We start from the raw sequence: 21,765 nt of genomic DNA, 5'->3' as shown, positions 1-21,765 counted from the left end.
TCAGTCCTCCCCTTCGTCGGCCTTCACGGCCAGCACCGGACACGGAGCGTCGAGCAGCACCCGCTGGGCGTTGCTGCCGAGGATGAGCTTGCCGACCGGGGACCGGCGCCGAAGGCCGATCACGATGAACTCCGCGTGCACCTGCTCGGCGACGGCCACCAGGTCCTCCGCCGGATCGAGTCCACGCACCAGCTGCCGCACCTCGTAGGGCACGCCGGTCGAGTCGAGTTGCTCCCGTACCTCCATCAGCGCGGCGTCACTCGCCGCAGCCTCGTCGCTGTCGAAGCTGCGTCCGCCCCGGTGCGAGTTCACCACCACCAGCTTCGCGTCGCGAAGCGTCGCCTCTTCCGCCGCGCGTCGAAGGGCTGCACGGCCCTCCGCCTTCGGCACGTAACCCACGACGATGGTCGTCATCGCCCTGCCTCACCTCCGGGTGTCGTGTCGACCCGTTCCGAACGATACTGCTCCCGACCGTGGTCGGCATCCGCTGGATTTACACCAGCTGTGTCGCGGTCGTGACGGACGGCTGATCGTCGTACGGGTAGTACTCCACCATCGGCGCAGCGACCGTTGCGGCTGCCGCGCCGGTGCCCGAGTACTACCCGCGACGGGTCTCTCTAACCTTCCGGTGGCCACACCTTTGCAGGGCTGTCACCCAACGCGCCACCCCTGTAGTCCGGGTCGTTATCGAACTCCTCACCCAGTTGCCTTGGGCAAGTGCGCGGCAGTTCCGTCCGGCTGACCGAAGTTCCGCGCTCAACCCCATTGGCCACCAATCGAAATGAGGCCGCGCTTGTCCCACGTTGTCTGCGTGACTAACCGGTTCAGTCGACCGGCCACTCATGGACGGGAGTGTTCTCGTGCATGTGGTCGGCGTACCGGCGGAGCATGCCGCGCAACGCATCGCGGCGTCCATGCGAGCCCTTTGTATACAGTCGATGGAACTCGTCGGCCTGCCACGCGGCACCGTTGCGGTTCAACAGGCAGCGCTGCTCGATGATGCCGAGCAGGCGATCCCGCACCGCGGCGTCCACACCCCAGGCGTCCAAACCCCGAGACGCCAACGGCAGCAGGCGTCGCAGCACGAGCTCGGTCGCGCGGGCCGTACCGACGCCGGGCCAGAAGACCTCCGCGTCGATGCCGTGCCGGGCCGCTTCGTGGAAGTTCTCTTCCGCCGCGCTGAACGACATCTGCGACCAGATCGGCCGTTCGTCATCGGCCAGCGCGCGGACCAGGCCGAAGTAGAAGGCGCCGTTGGCCATCGTGTCGACGACGGTCGGGCCGGCCGGCAACACGCGATTCTCCACCCGCAGATGCGGCTTCTCCCGGACAACGTCGTACACCGGACGGTTCCAGCGATAGATCGTCCCGTTGTGCAGCCGCAATTCCGAAAGGGCCGGGGTGTCGCCGCGGTCCAGCACGGCGATCGGGTCCTCGTCGGTGATGACCGGCAGCAGTGCCGGGTAGTAGCGCGAGTTCTCCTCGAAGAGGTCGAAGATCGAGGTGATCCATCGTTCACCGAACCAGACCCGCGGCCGGACGCCCTGGGTCTTCAGCTCGTGTGTGCGGGTGTCGGCGGCCTGCTCGAACAAGGGGATCCGGGTCTCCCGCATCAGCTCCTTGCCGAACAGGAACGGCGAGTTGGCGCCGACCGCGAGTTGCACCCCGGAGATCGCCTGGGCCGCGTTCCAGTAGCGCGGGAACGCTTCCGGCGTGACCTGCAGGTGGAACTGTGTCGACGTACAGGCGGCCTCCGGCACGATGCTGTCCGCGGTCACCGCCAGCCGCTCGATCCCGTCGATCGAGATCTGCACGTCCTCCCCGCGGGCGGCGAAGATCTGGTCGTTCAGCAACGCGTAGCGCGGGTTGGTGCTGAGCGCCTCGCGGTGGATGTGATCCGTCATCAGCGTCGGCAGGATCCCGACGATCACCATCGACGACCCGGTCCGGGCCGCCTTCTCCTCGGCGGCGTTCAGGCTGTCGCGGATGTTCGACTCCATCGTGTCCAGCCCGATGCCGTCGATCTGGCCGGGTGGCACGTTGATCTCGATGTTGAACTGGCCGAGCTCGGTCTGGAACGCGTCGTCCTCGATCGCGCTCAGCACCTCGGTGTTCTTGAACGCCGGGTCGTTGTGCTCGTCGACCAGGTTCAGCTCGATCTCGATCCCCGTCATCGGCCGCTCGGGGGCGAACCGGGCCTCGCGCAACATCCGTGCGAACGCGTCCAGGTTGCGATGGACCTGGTCGCGGAACGCGGTCCGGTCCGCCCGGGTGAACTCGACCCGGTCGACTTCCTCACCCATGATGGCCTCCCCTGCTGGCTCCTGGCCTCAGTGTGCCTGAAGGTGCCCGCAGATGTGAGGCGCAATCGCGTGGTGCCTCAGACCGGGTAGACGATGAAGTCGTCCCGCACGATCCGGGCGGGTTCCGGGCCGGCCGCGTCGAGCACCGCCGCGAGCTCGGTCAGTACGGCGGGCGCGAGCTGCAGGACGTGCTCGGCCGGGTGCTTGTCCGCCCCCATCTCGTAGTCCTCCCCCGGTCGCTCGGTCAGCTCGATGTGCGCACCCAGGACCCACTCGACAGGATTGCCCTCGGCAACAAAACCGGCCAGCCGGGACATACTCGCCCGGAACGCGGGCCAGTCGAAGACGTACAGCCGGCCCGGGTACAACGAGTCGCCGCTGAACAGCAGCCGCGTCGTCCGGTCGTAGACGGCGATGTGGGACGCGTGGTGCCCCGGGATCGGGACGATGTCGAGGACTCGGTCGCCGAGGTCGAGCTGGACCACGTCGTTGGGCCAGTCGCCGACCCCGAAGTACGTCGCCACGTCCTCGGCCGACTTCCCGACGACGTCGTCGAACTCGGCATCGCCGCCGACATGATCGCCGTGGCTGTGCGTGTGCGCGACGATCAACCGCTGACCGGACAGCAGCCCGTCGACGACCGGCCGCAGCTTCGCGTGACCCGTGCCGGTGTCGAGGAGCAGGGCCCGCTCGGTGCCGAGCAGCAGGTAGATGAACGGCCCTTCGAAGTTGGTCCGCAGGGCCTGCCGGATGATGACGGTGCGGTCGTCGTACCAGTGGATCTGGTGTTCGGGACCGGCCGGGTCGGTGCCGTCGTCCCACTGCTCCGGGAAGCTCGTCATGACCGATAGATAGCACGTGGCCGAAATTGTCCGTGCTACCGGCGAGACTGGGTCCGTGCGTGGTGAACCGTCGGTGCTGCATGTCGATCTGGACGCGTTCTTCGCGGCCGTCGAGCAGCGGGACAAACCGTCGTTGCGGGGGAAGCCGGTGGTGGTCGGCGGGATCGGCCTGCGCGGAGTCGTCTCGACCGCGTCGTACGAGGCACGCAAGTACGGCGTCCGGTCGGCGATGTCGACCGCGGAAGCACGATCGCGGTGCCCGCACGCGGCGTACCTGGGGCCCCGGTTCGAGGTGTACCGGCGGACCAGTCAGGCGGTGATGGCACAGATGCGGGCGCTGTCGCCGCTGGTCGAGCCGCTGTCGCTGGACGAGGCGTTCGTCGATCTGTCCGCGGCCGGGCTGACCGGGCTCACGGTCGACGACGTGCACGCGATCGCGCTCGACCTGAAGGCGGCGATCCAGAAGGCGAGCGGCGGTCTCACCGCCTCGGTCGGCGCCGGTACGTCGAAGCTGATCGCGAAGATCGCCAGTGACCTGGACAAGCCGGACGGCGTGGTCGTCGTGCCGGCAGGCACCGAGGCCGAGTTCCTCGCGCCGATGCAGGTGACCGTCATTCCGGGTGTCGGGCCGGCGACCGCGCAGCGGTTGAGCATGGCCGGCGTTCGGACCGTCGCCGAATTGCAGCAACTCGACGAGGCCGAGCTGATCCGGCAGGTCGGGTCGGCGCACGGTTCGAGCCTGTACCGGTTGGCGATCGCCGCCGACGACCGGCCGGTGGTGAGCGATCGCGAGACCAAGTCGGTCAGTGTCGAGGACACCTTCGAGACCGACATCATCGACCGCTCGCTGCTCGCCGCGATCGCCGACCGGATGGCCCACCGCGTCGCCGAACGCCTGCAGAAGGCGCAACTGTCCGGCCGGACCGTGACGGTGAAGACCCGGATGCACGACTTCACCACCCACACCCGGTCGTCGACGCTGGCCGGGCCGACCGACGACGCGCGGGTGGTCGCCCGGGTCGCTCGCCGGTTGCTCGAGGAGAGCGACATCTCCGGCGGCATCCGCTTGCTCGGTGTAGGAGTCTCGTCGCTGGCCGACTGGATCCAGGACGACCTCTTCACCGAGAGCGAGTACGCCGACGCGCCGCCCGAGGTGGTCGAGTTGCCGGAGCGCGCTCGCGACCTCACCGGGTATTACCCGGGTCAGGACGTCGAGCATCCGGACTACGGCCGCGGCTGGGTGTGGGGCTCCGGACTCGGCCGGGTGACGGTTCGGTTCGAGACCGCGGACACTCCGCCCGGGCCGGTGCGGACCTTCGCCGTCGACGATTCCGCACTGGAGAAAGTGGCATCAACCGGACCGGATGAGGACGACGAACCCGAAGTCGACCAGAATAGGTCGAATGAATGAGGAACGGCGGGGGGTCTACCCGTTCTGCGCACGCTGCACCGCGTCGTCGACTGCTTGGCGCGCGCCCGACGCGGCCGGCCCGAGCGGGATCGGCAGCCGCTTCTACGGTCACCGTGACGTCTGCGAGAGCTGCGGCTCGTCGGTCCGCACGCTGTACTCGACCTTCCTGTGGATCCCGGTGTCCCGGCGTGGCCAGTTCCGGATCATCCCGACCGGCGGCTGCAGCTACATCGGCCGCAAGGTCGTCGACCGGCCGGTGCAGTCCGTCGTACGGCGTGCGCCGGTCACCGAGCACGCTGAGCTCGACGGGGATCCGGCGTACCAGCAGGCCGAGGCGTACTGGGACGACAGCGAGCCCGGTCGGGCGTTGCCGTTCTACCAGTCGGCGCTGATCGACCGGGAGAAGGTGCTGCCGGCCGACGACCCGGCCACGCTGCGGGTCCGGCTGCGGGTGGCGCAGGGTCTGCTCGCGACCGCGAACTACGGCCGGGCGATCGCGTGGTTCGAGTTGCTGATACCTCAGCTGGTGGAGGTGTTCGGGCCGAACCATGAGCTGACCCGTGCGGCGACCGAAGCGGTCACCGGTGCGCGGTTGATGGTCGGCGGTCCGCGCTCGGAGGCGAAGTTGCTCGCCAACATCGTGGCCGTCGACGAGCGGGATCTCGATCGGCACGACCCGCAACTGCTGCGGGATCGCGCTGCCCTCGGTCGTGCGCTGCTGGCCTGTGGTGAGATCGCCGACGCGATCCAGGCGCTCACCAAGGCGGTCGCCGACAGCGTCGAGTCGCTCGGCGTCTCGCACCCGGACACGACGGTCTATCGCGCGGCGCTGGTGGATGCGTGCGGCGTTGCCGAGGCCCGGGGCAAGAAGCGGGATCTGCTCGCTGCCGATGCAGTGCGGTTGTTGCTCAACGACGCAGGCGCACCGACAAGCAGGTGACGCAGCCCTCGAGCTTCTCGAACTCGCTGATGTCGACGACCACGGGCGTGTAGCCGAGCTGCTCGAACAGTTCCGTGGACTTCGGCGCCGACGCGGCCATCAGCAGCCGGTCCGCCCCCAGCAATACGACGTGCGACCCGGACTCCTCGGGGACGGGCTTGAATGCCTCGAACGCCTGCGGGTCGTCGACCAGTGGCTCGTAGCCGATGACCGTTCCATCAGGTAGCGCTGTGACCGCGGACTTCAGGTGCAGCACCTTGCGCACGGGTACGGCGTGCACGGTCGCACCGAGCGGCTCGAGCGCCTCGGCCAGTTGCCGGATGCCTTCCTCGTTGGTGCGGCCGCCGAGTCCGGCGTACACGGTCGAACCGATCTTGAGGATGTCGCCGCCGTCGAGTGTGCCCGGCTCGGTGATGTGAGTGATGCGGTAGCCCTGCGCGGCGACGGTCTGCTCGGCCGCCGCGGCCTCAGGCCGGCGCTCCTCCGCGCCTGCGCGGGCGATCACGGCCAGGTCGCCGTACACGACCATCGTGTCCTCGATGAAGACGCTGTCCGGGCACTCGTCGATCGCCAGCACCTCGACCGTGGTCCAGCCGGTGGCCTCGAGCGCGTCGACGTACCGCTGCCACTGGCGGACGGCGAGGTCCGCGTCGACCGGCGAGCGTTCGATGTGGGTGACGATGCCATCGGCGAGGCGGGGGCTGGGGTGTCGGACCAGGGCTGTCGGCATGCCTGCAGGTTAACCGGTATGGACCTGGGGTACCGGCCCCGCAGACGTTCGAGAGATGGAGGCGACGAATGCCGAAGATCCTGCCGGCGACGGGTGGCGACGTGGTGGAGATCATCCTCGCGGACCACCGGTGGTTCGAAGAAGCTCTGCGCGAACTGCGGGATGTGCAGAGCGACCGGTCCGCCGTACTGGCCGACCTCGCGACAGTGCTGATCGCGCATGCCGAGGCCGAGGAGTCGAAGGTCTACCCGCAGTTGCGGAAGAAGGACGCGATCGACGCCGAAGAGGTCGAGCATTCCGAGCACGAGCACGACGAGGGCAACGCGGCGCTGCTCGCGTTGATGGAAGTCGAGGACACCGGCAGCGAGGACTTCAGCGAGAAGCTGCACGAGCTCTCCGAGGCACTCTCGCACCACCTCGACGAAGAGGAACGCGACGTGCTCAACCCGGCGCGCACCGACGTGTCCGAGGAAGTACGCCGCCAGCTGGGTGACGCCTTCGCCGGGGAGCGCGCCCGGTTGATCGATTCCGGCTGTGGTGACATCGCCAACGTCCGGAAGCTCGTCGAGGCGGCCTGACCCAGAAGTTCGGCGCCACGCCGCATAGGGTTGCGGCGTGGCCGGCCTGCTGGAGCATCGCGGATACGTCCGGTTCTGGATCGCCGACGCGGTCTCGATGGTCGGCTCGTCCGTCACCGCGCTCGCCCTGCAGGTCGTTGCCGTCGTCACCTTGCAGGCGTCCGGCACCGAGGTCGGGATCCTCAACGCGGCCCGGTGGCTGCCGTACCTGCTGTTCGGCCTGATCGCCGGAGTGATCGTCGATCGCTACCGGCGACAGCCCATCCTCGTGGGCGCCGACCTCGCTCGGGCTGCCGTCCTCGGCGTCATCCCGCTCGCGGCCCTGCTGGACGTGCTCAGCCTGCCGCTGCTGATCGCCGTCGTCCTCGTCTTCGGCACGTTCTCCCTCGCGTACGACGCCGCACACCAGTCGTTCCCACCGTCGCTGGTCCCCGCCGAGCTGCTCACCCCGGCGTACGCGCGACTGGAGCAGACGAGTGCGGTCGCGCAGACCGGTGGACCGGTGTTCGCCGGTGCACTGATCAAGCTGATCGGCGCACCGGCCGCGATCCTGGTCGACGCGGCGTCGTACCTGATCTCCGGGATCGTGCTCGCCACCGTCCGGCCGCGAACGCCCGAAGTTGCCGTAGGCACCGGTCAGCCGCGGAACCTGCGCCGGGAGATCCGCGAGGGGCTCAGCTGGGTCTATCGCGACAGCGCCCTCGGCCCGCTCACCGCGACGTCGCATGTGTGGTTCGTGTTCCAGGGTCTGCTCACCACGGTCTTCGTGCTCTTCGTCCTCAAGACGCTGGGATTGAGCGCGTTCTGGCTCGGCGTCACGTACGCGGCGCTCGGTGTCGGTGCACTGATCGGGGCGACCGCGTCCGGTTGGGTCGGCCGGCGGTTCGAGGTCGGTCCGACGATCATCGCCTGCCGCTGGCTCAGCCCGCTCGCCTACCTGAGCGCGCCACTCGCCGGCGACAACTCTGCCGGAATCGTCGTGCTCTGCGCCGGTCAATTCATCCTGGGGCTGTCGTTCGGCATCGACAGCCCGACCGAGATGGGGTACCGCCAGTCGATCACGCCGCCCGGCCTGCTCGGCCGCATGAACGGCACGACGCGCTCCTTCAATCGCGCCGCCATCGTCATCGGTGCACCCGCCGGCGGCCTGCTGGCCGATCACCTCGGCACCCGTACGGCGCTCTGGATCGGCGTCGGCGGGATGGTCGTCCAAGCCGTCCTGCTGCATCGATCGGACTTCCGGCACGCGCGCCTCACAGTGCGATCGTGAGGCCTTCCTCGGCCGCGATCACCTCGCCGCTGAACTCCTCACGCGCCTCGGCGACCGACACCGACCGGTCCGAGCCCGGCCAGAAGTGGGTCAACAGCAACCGCGTTGCCCCGTGGGCTCCGCGTGCAGCCTCGGTCGCGGTCATCACGTAGCGCGGAGTGGTCTGTGGTGACGGTCCCTGCAGCGTCGCGTCGGAGATGAACAGGTCGGTGCCCTCGGCAAGCTTTGCCAGCTCCGGAGAGGGTCCGCTGTCGCCGGTGTAGGCGACGGACACCCCAGGTGCCGTCAACCGGATGCCGAGGTTGGTGACGTAGTGCGGCAGCAGCACGGTCTCCAGGGTGAACGGACCGATCTGCTTGGTGGTGGCAAGGTCGTGGACGTCGAAGACCGTCGCCGGGTCCGGGTTGGGCTCGAGCGCTCGCAGTACGTCGAGCACACCGGGCGGGCTGTAGAGCGGTATCGGCGCTGCGTCGGGTGCTTCGTAGTACCGGACCCGGGCGAGTGCACTGACGTCGACACAGTGGTCGGGGTGCTGATGCGTGACGACGATCGCGTCGACCTCACCGGTCGGCAGATGGTGTAGGAGCTGTGGCAGGGCGGCGTACCCGAGATCGAGGACGACCTTGAAGCCGTCGTACTCGAGCAGGAAGCCGGCGCACGCGCGGCCGGCTTCGGGCCACGCGCCGCACGAGCCGAGGACGGTGAGCGACCTCACCAGGCGCTCACCGGACGGCGAACGGCTGGTCGGTGGGGACGATGTCCTTACCCAGCGGCAGCAGCGAGATCGGGATCAGCTTGAAGTTGGCCACACCGAGCGGGATGCCGATGATCGTGATGCAGAGCGCGATCCCGGTGGCCAGGTGGCCGAGGGCCAGCCACCAGCCGGCGAAGATCACCCAGATGATGTTGCCGAGGACGGCGCCGGCCCCGGCGGACGGCTTGTCCACCACCGTCCGGCCGAACGGCCAGAGGGTGAACCCGGCGATCCGGAACGCGGCGATGCCGAACGGGATCGTCACGATCAGTACGCAGCAGATGATGCCGGCGATCGCGTACCCGACCGCAAGCCAGAACCCGGCCAGTACCAGCCAGATCAGGTTGAGAAGCGTCCTCATACCCCCAGCCTGCCACCCGCCGGGGGTGATCCAGTACCAGCCGCACCACAACCCCGGGATCATTCCGGGGCAACCAGTACCTACCCTGACCGTTAGTAGACGTCCGTGCTCAGGGTTGCGAACGCCATGCCGGCTTTGACGAGGCGTTCTCGAAGGGCCGGGCCCATGGCGGCTGCTGTGGTGGTTTGACCTGCTGTCCCGGGGAGGTCGTCGAGGGCGAGGCAGAGGGCGCTCTCAGCGAGCATCTTGGCGGTCTCGTCGTACCCGGGATCGCCGCCGGCGACCTCGGTGATGACCTGCTTGCCGCCACCGCGGCCGATGAAGCGGACGTTGAACCAGGACTTGGCGCGGCGTTCGGGACTGGGGCCGTCGCCGGGCCGGAGCCGGTTGAGCAAGGCGTTGCGGACGGGCGGGATCTGGGCGGCGGCCGCCAGCAGCGCGACTCCACCGATGCCTCCGGCAACCATCGGCAAACGTTTGACCGCGGCGTAGTGCGAGTAGCGGAAGTCGGGGCCGTAGCGGTCGAGCAGGCGGGCGGAGTAGCCGACGATCTGCGGATCGACGGTCGGCAGCGGGACGGCCCAGAAGCCCTGCGCGCGGTGGATCCTGCCCTGGACGGCCTTCGCCGACCGGCCTTCGGGACGCGGCTCGGCACGCCGCCTGGCGCGGTGGGCTTCGAGGTTCTGCTTCGGACGGGAGAGCGCCGTGACCGCGGTGTGGAAAGTTCCTCCCGAGGGCCGGCCACCGCCGCGGATCAGACCGTCGACCTGGATCGGGACGCGCTCGGGCAGCTGCTCGACGGTGAACTGGACGCCGAGGTCGTACGGGATCGAGTCGAATCCGCACGCGTGGATGATCCGGGCTCCGGTCTCGACAGCGCGTGTGTGGTAGCCGACGTACATCCGGTCGACGAACTCGGACTCACCGGTCAGGTCGAGGTAGTCCGTGCCCGCGTCCGCACAGGCCGCGACGAGTGGCTCGCCGTACCGCATATAGGGACCGACCGTGGTGACCACGATCCGCGTCGACTCGGCGAGGGCCTTCAGCGACTTTGCGTCGGTGACGTCGGCGTGCAGGACGTCCTTGCCGAAGCCTTGCAGCTTCGCTTGGTTGCGTCCGGCAACTGCCCAGTCGAGGTCTGCCGGGGCGTGCTTCGCGAGGTACTCCGCGGTCAGGGCACCGGTGAACCCGCTGGCGCCGAGGAGGACTACGTCGTACTGGCGACTCATCGGCCGGCTGCCTTCTCTTTGTCGGCGGCCTTCTCGGAGTCGGCGAGACCGCCGGCGCCGGATGCGCGGGTGGACGCGGCGGCGCCGCGGGCCTGGATGTCGGCGAGCGCGGCCCGGTCGGCCCTCGGCACGCTGAACCGGGAGCCGGCCTCGATCACGTGCGGGATGATCCAGCGGAACACCTTCATCGCGCCGATCCACCCGGGCACATGCACCGTCCGCGAGCGCTTCTCGATGCCCCGGGTGAACTTCTCCACCGCGAACTCCAACGGGTACACCTTGCTCGCCAGCGGCACCCCGGTCCGCACCTTGCCGAACACCGGGTGCTCGTCGACCCCACGCACCATGTCGGTGTCCACGAACGTCATATGCGCGACGCCGACCCGTACGCCGAGGTGCTTCAGCTCCACACGAAGAGTGTCCCCCATTGCCTCCACACCTGCCTTGGCCACGTTGTACGACGCCAGGCCGGGGATGTGCACGATCGCCGCGAGGGACGACACCAGGAGCAGATAGCCCTTGCTCTCCAACAGGTACGGCAGGGTCAGGTGGACCGTGCGCCACACGCCGTACAGGTCGACGTCGAGCACCCGCTCCCACACCTTCGGGTCCATGCTCCGGCTGAACCCTGGCGCCGCGATACCGGCGTTGGCCATCACCACGTCGATCCGGCCGTACCGCTCCACCACGCCTTCGACCGCGGCCCGCAGCGACTCGGTGTCGGTGACGTCGGCCTCCCACCAGCCGGCGTCCGGACCGCAGTCCTCGGCGACCTTCTTCAGCTCGTCCGGCTCCAGCCCGATCAGCGCCAGGGTCGCGCCCTGCTGGGCGAGCCTGCGGGCCACCGCGGCGCCGATGCCGCGCGACGCTCCGGTGATGAGGACAACCTGGCCGGGCAACGGGCGCATCGGGACCTCCAGCTTGTTGAGCGGGTACTCAACAGTAAGTGACTGTTGACCGAATACTCAATAGACTCACCCCGTGACCCAGACCTCGTCCGCCCGGCTGCGCCCCGACCAGCGGCGTGCGCAGATCCTCGAGGCCGCCCGCCGGGTCCTGGTCGCCGACCCGCATCGCGAGCTCAGCGTCGAACTGGTCGCCGCCGAGGCGCAGGTCTCCCCTGCTCTGCTCTTCCACTACTTCGGCTCGAAGAAGAAGTTCCAGTACGCCGTCATCGAGGAAGCCGCCGCGGAAGTCATGCTGCGGACCGCTCCCGACCCTTCCCTCCCGCCGGACGAACAACTGCGCTCCGGTATCCGCGCGTTCGTCCGCGCCGTCCTCGAAGCGCCCCAGCTCTACCGGGCGACCCTGCTGATGTCAGCGGCCGGCGATCCCGACGTACGCGCACTGCACTCGAAGATCCGTCAGGTGTTCAGCACCTGGGTGATCGGCGCCGTCGCCCAGCGCGGGATCGAGATCACGCCTACCGTCGAGCTCGCGTGTCACGGCTGGCAGGGGTACGTCGAGCAGACCCTGTTGACCTGGATCGACAACCGGACGATCTCCGCCGACGAGCTCGAGCACCTCTGCGAGGGCTCGCTGGACGCCATCCTGTCTACGACTCGCTGAACGCGGTCAGTGCTTTGAGAGTGGAATCGGCCATGCGGTCCGTCTGGTCCGCGCCGACAGCATCGCGGAGACGTGCGTCGACCTCATTCAGTACTGCGCGGCAGCGGTCCAGAAGCTCGTGACCCGATTCGGTGACCTGCAGGTCGGCGGTGCGGCCGCGGCCGGGGGCAGTACGCCGTTCGACCGCACCCATCTCCTGGAGCTGGAGCAGGGTGGACTGCATGCTCTGGGCGGTGATGCCGTCGCGGCGGGCCAGTTCGCTGTACGAGAGGCCGGGTTTGTGGGCCAGGTGGCCGAGCGCCGAGAAGTGGCGCATCGAGAGCCCCTGCCGACGCAGTTCCGCATCGGCCCGGTCGCGGAGCTGGCGGCCGAGCATCATCAGCAGCAGCGCGGGGCTGATCGGCGGCTGACCGGTCTCTTCCATCGGCACATCATCGCAGCAGGGGTCAGTTTCAGGTTGACTGATACTTGAGTTACAGTCTGCCTGAAACTCGCCCCTCTCGTGTGGAGACCCCCGGATGAACAAGTTCCTGCTCAGCGTCCACGTGCTGGCCGCCATCATCTTCGTCGGACCGGTGACGGTCGCGGCGAGTATGTTCCCACCACTCGCCCGGCGTGCACTGGCTTCCGATCAGCCGGAGACCGGCGTACTGAAGGTGCTGCACCGGATCAGCCGCGGGTACGCCGTCGGCGGGCTGACGGTGCCGGTGTTCGGGATCGCCGTCGCCGCCGGGCTCGGGGTGCTCACCGACTACTGGCTGATCGTTTCGATGGTCCTGACGGCTCTCGCGGCCGCCCTGCTGGCGTTCGTCGTACTGCCTGCTCAGGGGCGGGTGCTCGCCGCGGCTGATGGGTCGCGGGAGGTGCGGGACGGCGTACTGCCGCAGGCGAAGGTGTTGTCGATGACGACCGGGATCTTCGCGCTGTTGTGGGCGGTCGTCGTGGTCCTGATGGTTGTCCGTCCCGGCTCCACGACGGGGGTCTGAAGGTGTTGTCGTTCGTGCCGGCGGTCGGTGGCTATCTAGCGCTGCGCAATCTGTCGGTGCAGGCACGTTAGGGTTTGGGCGTGCTGACGGTCGCCACGGTGAATGTGAACGGGATCAGGGCTGCGTACCGGCGTGGGATGGCGCCGTGGCTGGAACGGACGGATCCGGATCTGCTGCTGATGCAGGAAGTTCGGGCCACTGACGAGGTCCTGCGGGAACACCTCGGCGGCGACTGGAACATCGCGCATGCCGAGCCGTCGATCGACGGTCACAAGGGCCGGGCCGGTGTGGCGGTGGCTTCGCGACGCCCGATCAAGGCGGAGCAGGCCGAGATCGGGCCGGAGCGCTTCGCCGGATGCGGGCGGTGGATCGAGGCGGACGTCGTACTCGACGACGGGTCGACGCTGACGGCGGTGAGCACGTACGTGTTCACCGGGGAGTTCGAGACGCCGCCGCGGCAGGAGGAGAAGTACGCGTTCCTGGACGCGATCACCGCGCGACTGACGAAGTTGCGGGCCGACGGGCGGCACGTGCTGATGTGCGGCGACCTGAACATCGCCCATCGCGAGGTCGACCTGAAGGCGTGGAAGGCGAACCGCAAGAAGAGCGGCTTCCTGCCCGAGGAACGCGCCTGGATGGACCGGCTCTTCGAATCCGGCTGGGTCGACCTCGGCCGCCGCTTCGGTGGTGACGGCCCCGGTCCGTACTCCTGGTGGTCGTGGCGCGGCAAGGCGTTCGACAACGACGCGGGCTGGCGAATCGACTACCAGATCGCCTCTCCCGACCTGGCCACCGCGGCCACCGGCTGCGAGATCCACCGAGCCCCCACGTACGCCGAACGCTGGAGCGACCACGCTCCGGTGGTGGCGACGTACGCGCTCTGATCCGGGGGCTGTGGAAACCGGCCGCCGGTTGTCGTCGCGGGCGGGTAGTCTCGCCGCATGTCCGAGTTGAATTCTTCTCCGAAGCCCCCGGTTGCTGCCCGGAAGCCGGTTGAGCGTCGGCATCATGGCGACGTGTTCGTCGACGAGTACGAGTGGTTGCGGGACAAGTCCGACGACGAGGTGCTGGCGTACCTGCGCGCCGAGAACGAGTACACCGAGGCCCGCACGGCGCATCTGGAATCGTTGCGTGAGGCAATCTTCAAGGAGATCTCGGACCGGACCCTGCAGACCGACCTGAGCGTGCCGGCCCGGCGCGGCGGGTACTGGTACTACTCGCGCACGATCGAGGGCAAGCAGTACGGGATCCACTGCCGGGTGAAGGCGGACGGCGACGAGCCGCCCGTGACCGACGGCGACATCGAGGGCGAAGAGGTGATGCTCGACGGCAACGAGGTGGCCGGCGACTCGGAGTTCTTCGCGCTCGGCACGGTCGACGTCTCCCCCGACGGCCGGCTGCTCGCGTACTCGGTCGACCTCAAGGGCGACGAGCGGTTCACCCTGCGGATCAAGGATCTGTCGACCGGCGAGCTGCTGCGGGACGAGCTGCCCGAGGTGCACTACGGCTCGGCCTGGTCCGCCGACGGGTCGACGATCTTCTACACCAAGGTCGACGACGCCTGGCGGCCGTACCAGGTCTGGCGGCACGCCCTCGGCGCGGCCGACGACGCGCTGGTGATGGAGGAGCCGGACGAGCGGTTCTGGGTCGGCGTCGACCTGACCCGCAACGAGCAGGCGATCATGATCGCGCTCGGCAGCAAGCTGACCAGTGAGGTCTGGCTGCTCGACGCCAACGATCCGGCCGGTCAGCCGGTCGTCGTCGCACCGCGCCGTGAGGGCGTCGAGTACGACGTCGAGCACGCAGGCGACCAGCTGCTGATCACGCACAACGCGGACGCGGCGAACTTCTCGCTCGCGACCGCATCACTCGACTCCCCCGGTTCGTGGACCACGCTGATCCAGGGCGACGAGACCAGCCGGCTGCTCGGCGTCGACGCCTTCGCCGACCACGTCATCCTGTACCGCCGGCGCGACGCGCTCACTGAGCTGGCGATCATGCGCCGTACGCCGGAAGGCTTCGGTGCGCCGGAGGCGCTGGAGTTCGAGGAGCCGATCTACACCGTCTCCCCCGGGCGCAACGACGAGTGGCACGACACGCGCTACCGGTTCGGCTACACATCGCTCATCACCCCTGGTTCGACGTACGACGTGAACCTCGCGACCGGCGAGCGTCGTCTGCTCAAGCAGCAGCCGGTCCTCGGTGGGGTCGACCTTAGCGCGTACACGCAGTACCGGGAGTGGGCGACGGCGGCCGACGGGACATCGGTGCCGATCTCGCTCGTCGCCCGCAAGGACGTGGCGAAGGACGGGAACGCGCCGGTCGTGCTGTACGGGTACGGGTCGTACGAGAGCTCGATGGATCCGTGGTTCTCGATTCCGCGGCTGTCGTTGCTGGACCGCGGTGTGGTGTTCGCGATCGCGCATGTCCGTGGTGGCGGTGAGCTCGGGCGGCACTGGTACGACAACGGGAAGATGCTGACCAAGCGGAACACGTTCACCGACTTCATCGCGGCGGCCGAGCACCTGGTGAAGGACGGCTGGACGCGGCCGGAGCGGATCGTCGCGCAGGGTGGCAGCGCGGGCGGGCTGCTGATGGGCGCGGTGGCGAACCTGGCGCCGGGAGCGTTCGGCGGCATCGTCGCCGAGGTGCCGTTCGTGGACGCGCTGACGACGATCCTGGACCCGTCCCTGCCGCTCACCGTGATCGAGTGGGAGGAATGGGGCAATCCGCTCGAGGACGCCGCGGTGTACGAGTACATGAAGTCCTACTCGCCGTACGAGAACGTCAGCGCGCAGGAGTATCCGCGGATCCTGGCGATCACCAGCCTCAACGACACCCGGGTGTTCTTCGTCGAGCCGGCCAAGTGGGTCGCCAAACTCCGCGCCACCGCCGCCGGGAACGTCGACGTCCTGCTGAAGACCGAGATGGAGGCCGGCCACGGCGGTCGCTCCGGCCGCTACGACGCGTGGCGCGAACTCGCCTTCACCCTCTCCTGGGAACTCGACACCCTGGGCCTCGCCTGACCCCGGCCCGAGCCACCTGAACCCGGGCGACCGGAACCCGGGCGACCGGAACCCGAGCCACCTGAACCCGAGCCACCTGAACCCGGGCGCCGTCCTCGCGGCAGCGAGGCGACGCCCGGGAGGCGGGCCACGGCAGCGCGTGACGGTTTCGCCGGGGAACACGGCGGGTACCTGCGGCGTTGCTGCACGATGGAGAGCCTCAATGGTGTGTTGTGCAACACATTCTGTGGCCGGACAGGCCGGGATTCTGCAGAGATTCTCAGCTTCGGCCACCGGTGCGGCGCTGGACTCGGTCGGTGGAATTCCGGCAAAACCCCACGGAAGGTGCGTGATGACACCGAAATGCGCGCACGTTCGGGCTGCGGCGTCCGGCCGGCGACGGCGAACGGACCCGCAGAGCCGGGTTTCCGCACCTGATCGGTGCCGGGAACTCTCAGGGAACGTTCAGGCTGTTTACACACTCGTCGTGGAATCTTGAACCTCACTCGAGCGTTGCTCTCCATGTAACGACGAAGGGAGTTTCGGTGGCTCGCACGACTCGTGTCCGCACCGCGGACGACGGTATCGACGGCAAGGACAGCGTCGGTCTCTACCTTGAAGAGATCGCGCGCACGCCCCTGCTGACGGCTGAGGAAGAGGTCGAGCTCGCTGAGACGGTCGAGGCAGGTCTCCTCGCGGAGCAACTGCTGGCCGAGGGGCGGGTTGGACGCAAGAAGGGCGGAGCGCCCAAATATGCGACGGAGGAAGAGCTGGAGTGGCTGGCCGAAGAGGGCCAGCGCGCGCAGCAGCGGTTCGTGACCGCGAACCTCCGGCTCGTGGTGTCGATCGCTCGCCGGTACGGACGATCCCAGATGCCGCTGCTGGACCTGGTCCAGGAGGGCAACACGGGGCTGATCCGTGCGGTGGAGAAGTTCGACTACCGCAAGGGATTCAAGTTCTCGACGTACGCGACCTGGTGGGTGCGGCAGGCCATCACCCGCGGTATCGCGCAGCAGGCCCGTGTGGTCCGGCTGCCGGTGCACGTGGTGGAGCAGCTGAACCAGATCGGGTCCGCCCGGCGCACGCTGGAGCGCAAGCTCGGCCGGGAGCCGGAGATCGACGAGATCGCGGCGGAGCTGGACCTGGACGTGGAGCGGGTCACGGAGCTGATCCGGATCGGCCGGGACCACATCAGCCTGGACAACCCGATCGACGACGAGGGTGAGACCTCGCTGGGCGACCTGATCGCGGCCGAGACCGCGCCGGGTCCGGACCAGCTGGTCGCCGACGCGTCGGACCGCTCGGGCCTGTTCAGTCTGGTCGACCAGCTCGACCCGCGGTCCGCGGACGTGATCCGGCGCCGGTACGGCCTGCACGACGGCCGCCAGGCGAAGCTCGCCGACATCGGCGCCGTGCACGGCATCTCGGCCGAGCGCGTCCGCCAGATCGAGCGCGAGGCCCTGGGCCGGCTGCGGTTGCTCGCCGACCCGACCCTGGCCGCGTAACGCACCACCCCGAAACCCCCAGCAAGGACCCCCGAGCCGCTCCGGCGGCCGGGGGTCCTTTCACGTCCCAGGGGGTCAGGGCAGGTGGATCCAGGACTCGACCGGAAGGTGGTCGCTCGGGAACTGGTTGTCCTTGCTGAACGTGTTGATCGAGGCCTTCGAGACGCGCAGGCCCGGGGTGGTGAGGATCCAGTCGATGCGGTTGCCGTTCGGGGTCAGCGGCTTGTAGCCGTGGAACGTGCCCCACAGGGCGCCGCGGCGCTCGGCCGTCACCCAGCTGTCGGCGAGCTTGCCACTTGTGACGAGCTTGTCGTAGACGTTCACGCCGGCCGCGGCCGCCTCGTTGAAGTCACCGGTCACGATCACCGGCAGCGCCGGGTCAAGTGCGGTCATCCGCTGCAGGATCAGGTCGGCCGACTTCGACCGTGCGGTCGCGTCGAATGCCTCCAGATGCGTGTTGATCGCGTAGAACTCCTTCGACGTCGCCTTGTCCTTGAACCGGACCCACGTCACCATCCGCGCGCAGCAACCACCCCAAGTCTTGGAGCCGATCACCTCAGGCGTGTCCGACAGCCAGTAGTGGTCGTACTCCAGCGGCTGCAGCCGGCGGGTGTCGAAGAAGATCATCATGAACTCGCCCTTGCTGCCGCCCTCGCGTCCCAGCCCGATCGAGTCGTACGACGGCCCGAGGTCGGTCGCGAGGTCCTGCAACTGGGCGTACAGCCCCTCCTGCGTGCCGATCAGCTGCGGCCGCGCAGTACGCAACTGCTCCCGCATCACCGGCCGCCGCGCGCTCCACTCGTTCGGCGGGGTGTCGCTGGCGTACCGCAGGTTGTACGACATCACGTGCAGCGGACCGTCGGTGACGGCCGCCGCCGCCTCGGTCTCCCGTGCGGTCTGCTCACCGGCGGCCTGCGAGATACCGCTGGTGAGGGTGAGGCCGAGCGCGGCGGCTGCCACGAGCGCGGCGAATCTACGGCGGGTGCTGAGCATGGTCAAAAACCTCCATGGGCGGATAGCTCGGAGGTTGGACGTTAACCAGAGTCGGTGTCCGGCGGCTAGCCGTAGCGCGTCGGGAACGTGACGGGACGGCTCAGACGGCGGCCTTGTTCCAGGTGTCGATCAGGGCGGGGAGCTCGGAGAGCCGGTGGATGGTCGCGTCCGGCGTACCCTCCGTGTGGCCGATCTGCTCGACCGGGATCGCGCTGTGCGGGATGTGCGCGGCCCGCATGCCGACGTTCTGCGCGCCCCAGACGTCGTCGAACAGCCGGTCGCCGACGAACAGGCACCGGGCCGGGTCGGTCACCCCGACCGCCTTCATCACGGCCAGGAACGCCTCCGGATGCGGCTTCGTGTGCGGGATCTCGCTGGTGTAGACCGCGCCGTCGAGCAGCTCCAGGACGCCGTCGCGCGCGAAGATCTCCTCGTGCCGCCGGCGCGACCAGATCGTGTTCGACAGCACGCCGAGCTTCAGGTCGCGGGCCCGGAGCTCCTGCAGCATCCCGACGGCGTCCGGGTCGAGCTCGGTGTGCGGGTGCCACTGACGCTCGTACTCCGCCAGGGCCGCAGGCGTCATCACCACGTCGGCCAGCAGGCACACCTCCTCGAGTGTGCTGCTCAGGTGCTCGTCGCGCGAACGCAGCCACACGGAGCTCTCCGCCTGGTGCAGCCGGGCCGCCAGCTCGTCCGCCTCGGCGTCGTCGATCAACTCCGCCACCGACCGCCAGACGGCGTACAGGTCGATGTCGTGCCAGGTCGCCAGCGTGCCGCCCCAGTCGAACAGGACGGCCTCGATCGGTTCGGTCTTCACGTTCGTCACGGCCGATACCTTGCCAGACCGCACCGACAGTTCTCCTCCGGTTTTCTCAGCTCACCCGGGCGATCCGGTGGCGCTTGGCCAGCCAGACGACCGCGGTCGCGTAGAACGCCAGGCAGGGCACATCCACGAGCAGCAAGGTCCACGGCGCCCCGCCCTGCTCGTCCCAGCCGTCCAGCTGACCCATTGCCGCAGGCAACAAGAACGCGAACAGGTTGTTCAGCGCGTGCACCGAGATGGCCGCCTCCAGTCCCCCGGTGTAGACGGTCAGCCAGCCGATCGTCATGGCGAACACGAAGATGTCGGCCATCGCCCAGCCGGTGTACCCGTGGGCCGACACGAACGCCACGCTGCTGATCACGATCCCGGGCCACGGCGTCCGCAGCAGCGCCCTGAACCACTGCGCGCGGCCGGTCACCTGGTCCGGTCCGTAGGCGCCGATCGCCTGGATCAGCCAGCCGCGGAACACGAACTCCTCCGCCGCCGACTGGAACGGGACCAGGAAGAGGATCACCAGCGCCGGTACGACGAACGCGGCCAGACCGACCCACGAGCCCTCGTCCGTCGCGATCGGGTCCTCGGTCGGGAAGATCTGCTCGACCAGGATCCCGAGGGCGTAGGAGAGGACGAGGTAGCCGAGGGCGGGCAGGCAGGACAGCAGCAGCCAGCGCCAGCGGACCCGGTTGAGGACGGACGCGACGCTCAACCACGGGCGGCGTTGCACCAGCCAGGCGGCGAGCAGCACGAGCGGCGTGAGGATGCCGAGCATCACCAGGGTGACGGCGAGGTTCTCGGTATCGCTCGGGAAGATGTCGCTGCCCTGAGGCTCCGGGAACTCGCCGGTGATCAGGCTGTGGACGATCTCCCAGGCGACGAGCACGGCCGCGGTGAGGAAGAACGCGCCGGCGGCGAGGAACAGGGTGCCGACGATCGGGCGCCACCACCGGTGCTTCGAGGTGCGGGCCAGGCGGTGGTACGGCGTATTCGGTGGAGCCGCGACGATGCTGGGCTCGCGGACGGCGAACTGCCCCGGGTACGGCGGCGGGTACTGACCACCAGGCGGTGGGTACTGCCCCGGTGGGTATTGGCCGGGCGGGTATTGGCCCGGCGGCGGGTACTGCCCCGGCGGGTATTGGCCAGGCGGTGGGTATTGGGCCGGGGGCGGGTACTGCCCTGGCGGGTATTGGCCCGGCGGTGGGTATTGGGCCGGCGGCGGGTACTGCCCTGGCGGGTATTGGGCCGGCGGTGGATAGGTGCCCGGCGGTGGGTAGCTACCCGGCTGGGGGTACGGCGGCTGCTGGTTCGGACCCGGCGGCGGATACGGCCCCTGCTGCGGGTGGGGTGCCGGAGGTGGGTACTGCCCGGGCTGCGAATATGGGCCGGGGCGTGGCGAATCCTGCGGGCGCGGCTCGCCTTGTTGCGGGTCCATGAGTGGACTCTAGAAGATCGGGACAAGTAGCACTCGGAGGAGAGCGCAGTGGTGACAAATCCGACCCCGGGACCGACCGCTTCGACGCGCGTACTGCCGCAATCGGTGCTGATGCCACTCACCGGATCGGCGATCTTTCTGGTGGTCCGGATCGAGCCGGGCGGTGAGGAGAAGACCCGCGATCTGCTCGAGCGGGTCAGCGGTCTCATCCGTTCGGTCGGCTTCCGCGTGCCGGCCGGGAACCTGTCCTGCGTGACCAGCATCGGCTCCGACGTGTGGGACCGGCTGTTCAGCGGCCCGCGACCGGCCGAGCTGCACCCGTTCGCCGAGTTGCGCGGCGCCAAGCACCACGCGGTCTCGACGCCCGGCGACCTGCTGTTCCACATCCGCGCCGCTCACCAGGACCAGTGCTTCGAGCTCGCGGGCCAGATCATGAACGGCCTCGACGGCGCCGCGACGGTGGTCGACGAGGTCCACGGCTTCAAGTACTTCGAGATGCGCGACCTGCTCGGCTTCGTCGACGGGACCGAGAACCCGACCGGCTCCGAGGCCCAGGACGCCGTACTGGTCGGAGCCGAGGACCCGGACTTCGCGGGCGGCAGCTACGTGATCGTGCAGAAGTACCTGCACGACCTGAAGGCGTGGAACGCGCTCACGGTCGAGCAGCAGGAGCTCGTGGTCGGCCGGACCAAGCTCGAGGACATCGAGCTGTCCGACGAGGTGAAGCCGGCGAACGCGCACATCGCGCTGAACGTGATCGAGGACGAGGACGGCAACGAGCTGCAGATCCTGCGCGACAACATGCCGTTCGGGACGATCGGGACGCAGACCTTCGGCACCTACTTCATCGGCTACGCGAAGTCCCCGTCGGTCACCGAGCTGATGCTGCGCCGGATGTTCCTCGGCGAGCCCGAGGGCAACTACGACCGCATCCTCGACTTCTCGACCGCGGTGACCGGCACCCTGTTCTTCACCCCGACGGCCGCCTTCCTCGACGACCTCCCGCCGGCTCCCTGACCCACCCTGAGGGTCAGGGA

Annotated in this window: 22 protein-coding genes; 10 read left to right on the top strand and 12 right to left on the bottom strand. The window is 68.7% G+C overall.

Annotated features, from left to right (window positions below; genetic code table 11):
- The 3 genes from ACGFIF_RS08250 to ACGFIF_RS08240 all read right to left on the bottom strand — a co-directional run bounded on the left by ACGFIF_RS08250 (nucleotide 1) and on the right by ACGFIF_RS08240 (nucleotide 3,145).
- On the bottom strand, nucleotides 1–414 hold the full coding sequence (locus ACGFIF_RS08250; protein ID WP_393152771.1) for a universal stress protein: 414 nt from the start codon (nucleotides 412–414) through the stop codon (nucleotides 1–3).
- A gap of 410 nt (nucleotides 415–824) precedes the next feature.
- Nucleotides 825–2,303 carry a glutamate--cysteine ligase gene (locus tag ACGFIF_RS08245; protein WP_393152769.1) on the bottom strand — a complete coding sequence of 493 codons (1,479 nt, stop codon included), beginning with the start codon at nucleotides 2,301–2,303 and terminating at the stop codon, nucleotides 825–827.
- A gap of 77 nt (nucleotides 2,304–2,380) precedes the next feature.
- Complete coding sequence (locus tag ACGFIF_RS08240; protein WP_393152767.1) at nucleotides 2,381–3,145, bottom strand: MBL fold metallo-hydrolase; 765 nt, start codon at nucleotides 3,143–3,145, stop codon at nucleotides 2,381–2,383.
- A 55-nt stretch (nucleotides 3,146–3,200) separates the two neighbouring features.
- On the opposite strand from ACGFIF_RS08240, the gene ACGFIF_RS08235 reads away from it, so the two are divergent.
- Both ACGFIF_RS08235 and ACGFIF_RS08230 read left to right on the top strand, forming a co-directional pair.
- Nucleotides 3,201–4,556 (top strand): DNA polymerase IV, encoded by a 1,356-nt coding sequence (locus ACGFIF_RS08235; protein WP_393152765.1) that lies wholly within the window; start codon nucleotides 3,201–3,203, stop codon nucleotides 4,554–4,556.
- On the top strand, nucleotides 4,549–5,496 hold the full coding sequence (locus tag ACGFIF_RS08230) for a tetratricopeptide repeat protein (protein ID WP_393152763.1): 948 nt from the start codon (nucleotides 4,549–4,551) through the stop codon (nucleotides 5,494–5,496). The genes ACGFIF_RS08235 and ACGFIF_RS08230 overlap by 8 nt, the downstream gene beginning before the upstream one ends.
- Here the strand turns inward: ACGFIF_RS08230 and ddaH are convergent.
- Nucleotides 5,465–6,226, bottom strand: a complete 762-nt coding sequence (gene ddaH / locus ACGFIF_RS08225) for a dimethylargininase (RefSeq protein WP_393152761.1) — start codon at nucleotides 6,224–6,226, stop codon at nucleotides 5,465–5,467. The genes ACGFIF_RS08230 and ddaH overlap by 32 nt on opposite strands.
- A gap of 68 nt (nucleotides 6,227–6,294) precedes the next feature.
- Here ddaH and ACGFIF_RS08220 point away from each other — a divergent pair, with 68 nt between their 5' ends.
- Nucleotides 6,295–6,804 (top strand): hemerythrin domain-containing protein, encoded by a 510-nt coding sequence (locus ACGFIF_RS08220; protein WP_393152759.1) that lies wholly within the window; start codon nucleotides 6,295–6,297, stop codon nucleotides 6,802–6,804.
- A 37-nt stretch (nucleotides 6,805–6,841) separates the two neighbouring features.
- On the top strand, nucleotides 6,842–8,074 hold the full coding sequence (locus tag ACGFIF_RS08215; protein ID WP_393152757.1) for an MFS transporter: 1,233 nt from the start codon (nucleotides 6,842–6,844) through the stop codon (nucleotides 8,072–8,074).
- On the opposite strand, the gene ACGFIF_RS08210 is transcribed toward ACGFIF_RS08215, so the two are convergent.
- From ACGFIF_RS08210 to ACGFIF_RS08195, 4 genes are all read right to left on the bottom strand, one after another.
- Nucleotides 8,058–8,789, bottom strand: a complete 732-nt coding sequence (locus ACGFIF_RS08210) for an MBL fold metallo-hydrolase (protein WP_393152755.1) — start codon at nucleotides 8,787–8,789, stop codon at nucleotides 8,058–8,060. The genes ACGFIF_RS08215 and ACGFIF_RS08210 overlap by 17 nt on opposite strands.
- A 7-nt stretch (nucleotides 8,790–8,796) precedes the next feature.
- On the bottom strand, nucleotides 8,797–9,189 hold the full coding sequence (locus ACGFIF_RS08205) for a YccF domain-containing protein (protein WP_393152753.1): 393 nt from the start codon (nucleotides 9,187–9,189) through the stop codon (nucleotides 8,797–8,799).
- A gap of 92 nt (nucleotides 9,190–9,281) precedes the next feature.
- Nucleotides 9,282–10,418 (bottom strand): saccharopine dehydrogenase family protein, encoded by a 1,137-nt coding sequence (locus ACGFIF_RS08200; protein WP_393152751.1) that lies wholly within the window; start codon nucleotides 10,416–10,418, stop codon nucleotides 9,282–9,284.
- Nucleotides 10,415–11,326, bottom strand: coding sequence for an SDR family oxidoreductase (locus ACGFIF_RS08195; RefSeq protein WP_393152749.1), 912 nt, complete (start codon nucleotides 11,324–11,326; stop codon nucleotides 10,415–10,417). The genes ACGFIF_RS08200 and ACGFIF_RS08195 overlap by 4 nt, the downstream gene beginning before the upstream one ends.
- A gap of 73 nt (nucleotides 11,327–11,399) precedes the next feature.
- On the opposite strand from ACGFIF_RS08195, the gene ACGFIF_RS08190 reads away from it, so the two are divergent.
- Entirely contained in the window at nucleotides 11,400–11,987 is a 588-nt protein-coding gene (locus ACGFIF_RS08190) for a TetR/AcrR family transcriptional regulator (protein ID WP_393152747.1), read from the top strand.
- On the opposite strand, the gene ACGFIF_RS08185 is transcribed toward ACGFIF_RS08190, so the two are convergent.
- Complete coding sequence (locus ACGFIF_RS08185; RefSeq protein WP_393152745.1) at nucleotides 11,974–12,411, bottom strand: MarR family winged helix-turn-helix transcriptional regulator; 438 nt, start codon at nucleotides 12,409–12,411, stop codon at nucleotides 11,974–11,976. The genes ACGFIF_RS08190 and ACGFIF_RS08185 overlap by 14 nt on opposite strands.
- A 94-nt stretch (nucleotides 12,412–12,505) precedes the next feature.
- Between ACGFIF_RS08185 and ACGFIF_RS08180 the strand changes: the two genes are divergently transcribed.
- From ACGFIF_RS08180 to ACGFIF_RS08165, 4 genes are all read left to right on the top strand, one after another.
- Nucleotides 12,506–12,973 (top strand): DUF2269 family protein, encoded by a 468-nt coding sequence (locus ACGFIF_RS08180; RefSeq protein ID WP_393152743.1) that lies wholly within the window; start codon nucleotides 12,506–12,508, stop codon nucleotides 12,971–12,973.
- Nucleotides 12,974–13,053: 80 nt separating this feature from the next.
- Nucleotides 13,054–13,857: an exodeoxyribonuclease III gene (gene xth / locus ACGFIF_RS08175; protein WP_393152741.1), complete on the top strand. Its 804-nt coding sequence runs from the start codon at nucleotides 13,054–13,056 to the stop codon at nucleotides 13,855–13,857.
- 57 nt (nucleotides 13,858–13,914) lie between these two features.
- Nucleotides 13,915–15,999 carry a S9 family peptidase gene (locus ACGFIF_RS08170; RefSeq protein ID WP_393152739.1) on the top strand — a complete coding sequence of 695 codons (2,085 nt, stop codon included), beginning with the start codon at nucleotides 13,915–13,917 and terminating at the stop codon, nucleotides 15,997–15,999.
- Nucleotides 16,000–16,523: 524 nt separating this feature from the next.
- Nucleotides 16,524–17,483 (top strand): RNA polymerase sigma factor RpoD/SigA, encoded by a 960-nt coding sequence (locus ACGFIF_RS08165; RefSeq protein ID WP_393152737.1) that lies wholly within the window; start codon nucleotides 16,524–16,526, stop codon nucleotides 17,481–17,483.
- A 75-nt stretch (nucleotides 17,484–17,558) separates the two neighbouring features.
- On the opposite strand, the gene ACGFIF_RS08160 is transcribed toward ACGFIF_RS08165, so the two are convergent.
- The 3 genes from ACGFIF_RS08160 to ACGFIF_RS08150 all read right to left on the bottom strand — a co-directional run bounded on the left by ACGFIF_RS08160 (nucleotide 17,559) and on the right by ACGFIF_RS08150 (nucleotide 20,728).
- Nucleotides 17,559–18,476, bottom strand: coding sequence for an endonuclease/exonuclease/phosphatase family protein (locus ACGFIF_RS08160; RefSeq protein ID WP_393152735.1), 918 nt, complete (start codon nucleotides 18,474–18,476; stop codon nucleotides 17,559–17,561).
- Nucleotides 18,477–18,576: 100 nt separating this feature from the next.
- Nucleotides 18,577–19,302: an HAD family hydrolase gene (locus ACGFIF_RS08155; RefSeq protein WP_393152733.1), complete on the bottom strand. Its 726-nt coding sequence runs from the start codon at nucleotides 19,300–19,302 to the stop codon at nucleotides 18,577–18,579.
- Between the two features lie 46 nt (nucleotides 19,303–19,348).
- Entirely contained in the window at nucleotides 19,349–20,728 is a 1,380-nt protein-coding gene (locus ACGFIF_RS08150; RefSeq protein ID WP_393152731.1) for a type II CAAX prenyl endopeptidase Rce1 family protein, read from the bottom strand.
- A 51-nt stretch (nucleotides 20,729–20,779) separates the two neighbouring features.
- On the opposite strand from ACGFIF_RS08150, the gene ACGFIF_RS08145 reads away from it, so the two are divergent.
- Nucleotides 20,780–21,745, top strand: a complete 966-nt coding sequence (locus tag ACGFIF_RS08145) for a Dyp-type peroxidase (protein ID WP_393152729.1) — start codon at nucleotides 20,780–20,782, stop codon at nucleotides 21,743–21,745.
- Nucleotides 21,746–21,765 lie beyond the last annotated feature (20 nt).

It is taken from the genome of Kribbella sp. NPDC049174, assembly GCF_043197365.1.
GTDB lineage: Bacteria > Actinomycetota > Actinomycetes > Propionibacteriales > Kribbellaceae > Kribbella.
Note: the sequence above shows the minus strand (reverse complement) of the source record. Positions and strands in the feature narration are given on the sequence as shown.

Excerpts from the sequence above, each read along its gene's own strand:
- ACGFIF_RS08240 (WP_393152767.1), bottom strand. The coding sequence starts at position 3,145 with ATGACGAGCTTCCCGGAGCAGTGGGACGACGGCACCGACCCGGCCGGT.
- ACGFIF_RS08205 (WP_393152753.1), bottom strand. The coding sequence starts at position 9,189 with ATGAGGACGCTTCTCAACCTGATCTGGCTGGTACTGGCCGGGTTCTGG.
- ACGFIF_RS08150 (WP_393152731.1), bottom strand. The coding sequence starts at position 20,728 with ATGGACCCGCAACAAGGCGAGCCGCGCCCGCAGGATTCGCCACGCCCC.
- ACGFIF_RS08185 (WP_393152745.1), bottom strand. The coding sequence starts at position 12,411 with ATGGAAGAGACCGGTCAGCCGCCGATCAGCCCCGCGCTGCTGCTGATG.
- ACGFIF_RS08160 (WP_393152735.1), bottom strand. The coding sequence starts at position 18,476 with ATGCTCAGCACCCGCCGTAGATTCGCCGCGCTCGTGGCAGCCGCCGCG.
- ACGFIF_RS08200 (WP_393152751.1), bottom strand. The coding sequence starts at position 10,418 with ATGAGTCGCCAGTACGACGTAGTCCTCCTCGGCGCCAGCGGGTTCACC.
- ACGFIF_RS08250 (WP_393152771.1), bottom strand. The coding sequence starts at position 414 with ATGACGACCATCGTCGTGGGTTACGTGCCGAAGGCGGAGGGCCGTGCA.
- ACGFIF_RS08195 (WP_393152749.1), bottom strand. The coding sequence starts at position 11,326 with ATGCGCCCGTTGCCCGGCCAGGTTGTCCTCATCACCGGAGCGTCGCGC.
- ACGFIF_RS08180 (WP_393152743.1), top strand. The coding sequence starts at position 12,506 with ATGAACAAGTTCCTGCTCAGCGTCCACGTGCTGGCCGCCATCATCTTC.
- ACGFIF_RS08170 (WP_393152739.1), top strand. The coding sequence starts at position 13,915 with ATGTCCGAGTTGAATTCTTCTCCGAAGCCCCCGGTTGCTGCCCGGAAG.
- ddaH (WP_393152761.1), bottom strand. The coding sequence starts at position 6,226 with ATGCCGACAGCCCTGGTCCGACACCCCAGCCCCCGCCTCGCCGATGGC.
- ACGFIF_RS08230 (WP_393152763.1), top strand. The coding sequence starts at position 4,549 with ATGAATGAGGAACGGCGGGGGGTCTACCCGTTCTGCGCACGCTGCACC.
- ACGFIF_RS08220 (WP_393152759.1), top strand. The coding sequence starts at position 6,295 with ATGCCGAAGATCCTGCCGGCGACGGGTGGCGACGTGGTGGAGATCATC.
- ACGFIF_RS08245 (WP_393152769.1), bottom strand. The coding sequence starts at position 2,303 with ATGGGTGAGGAAGTCGACCGGGTCGAGTTCACCCGGGCGGACCGGACC.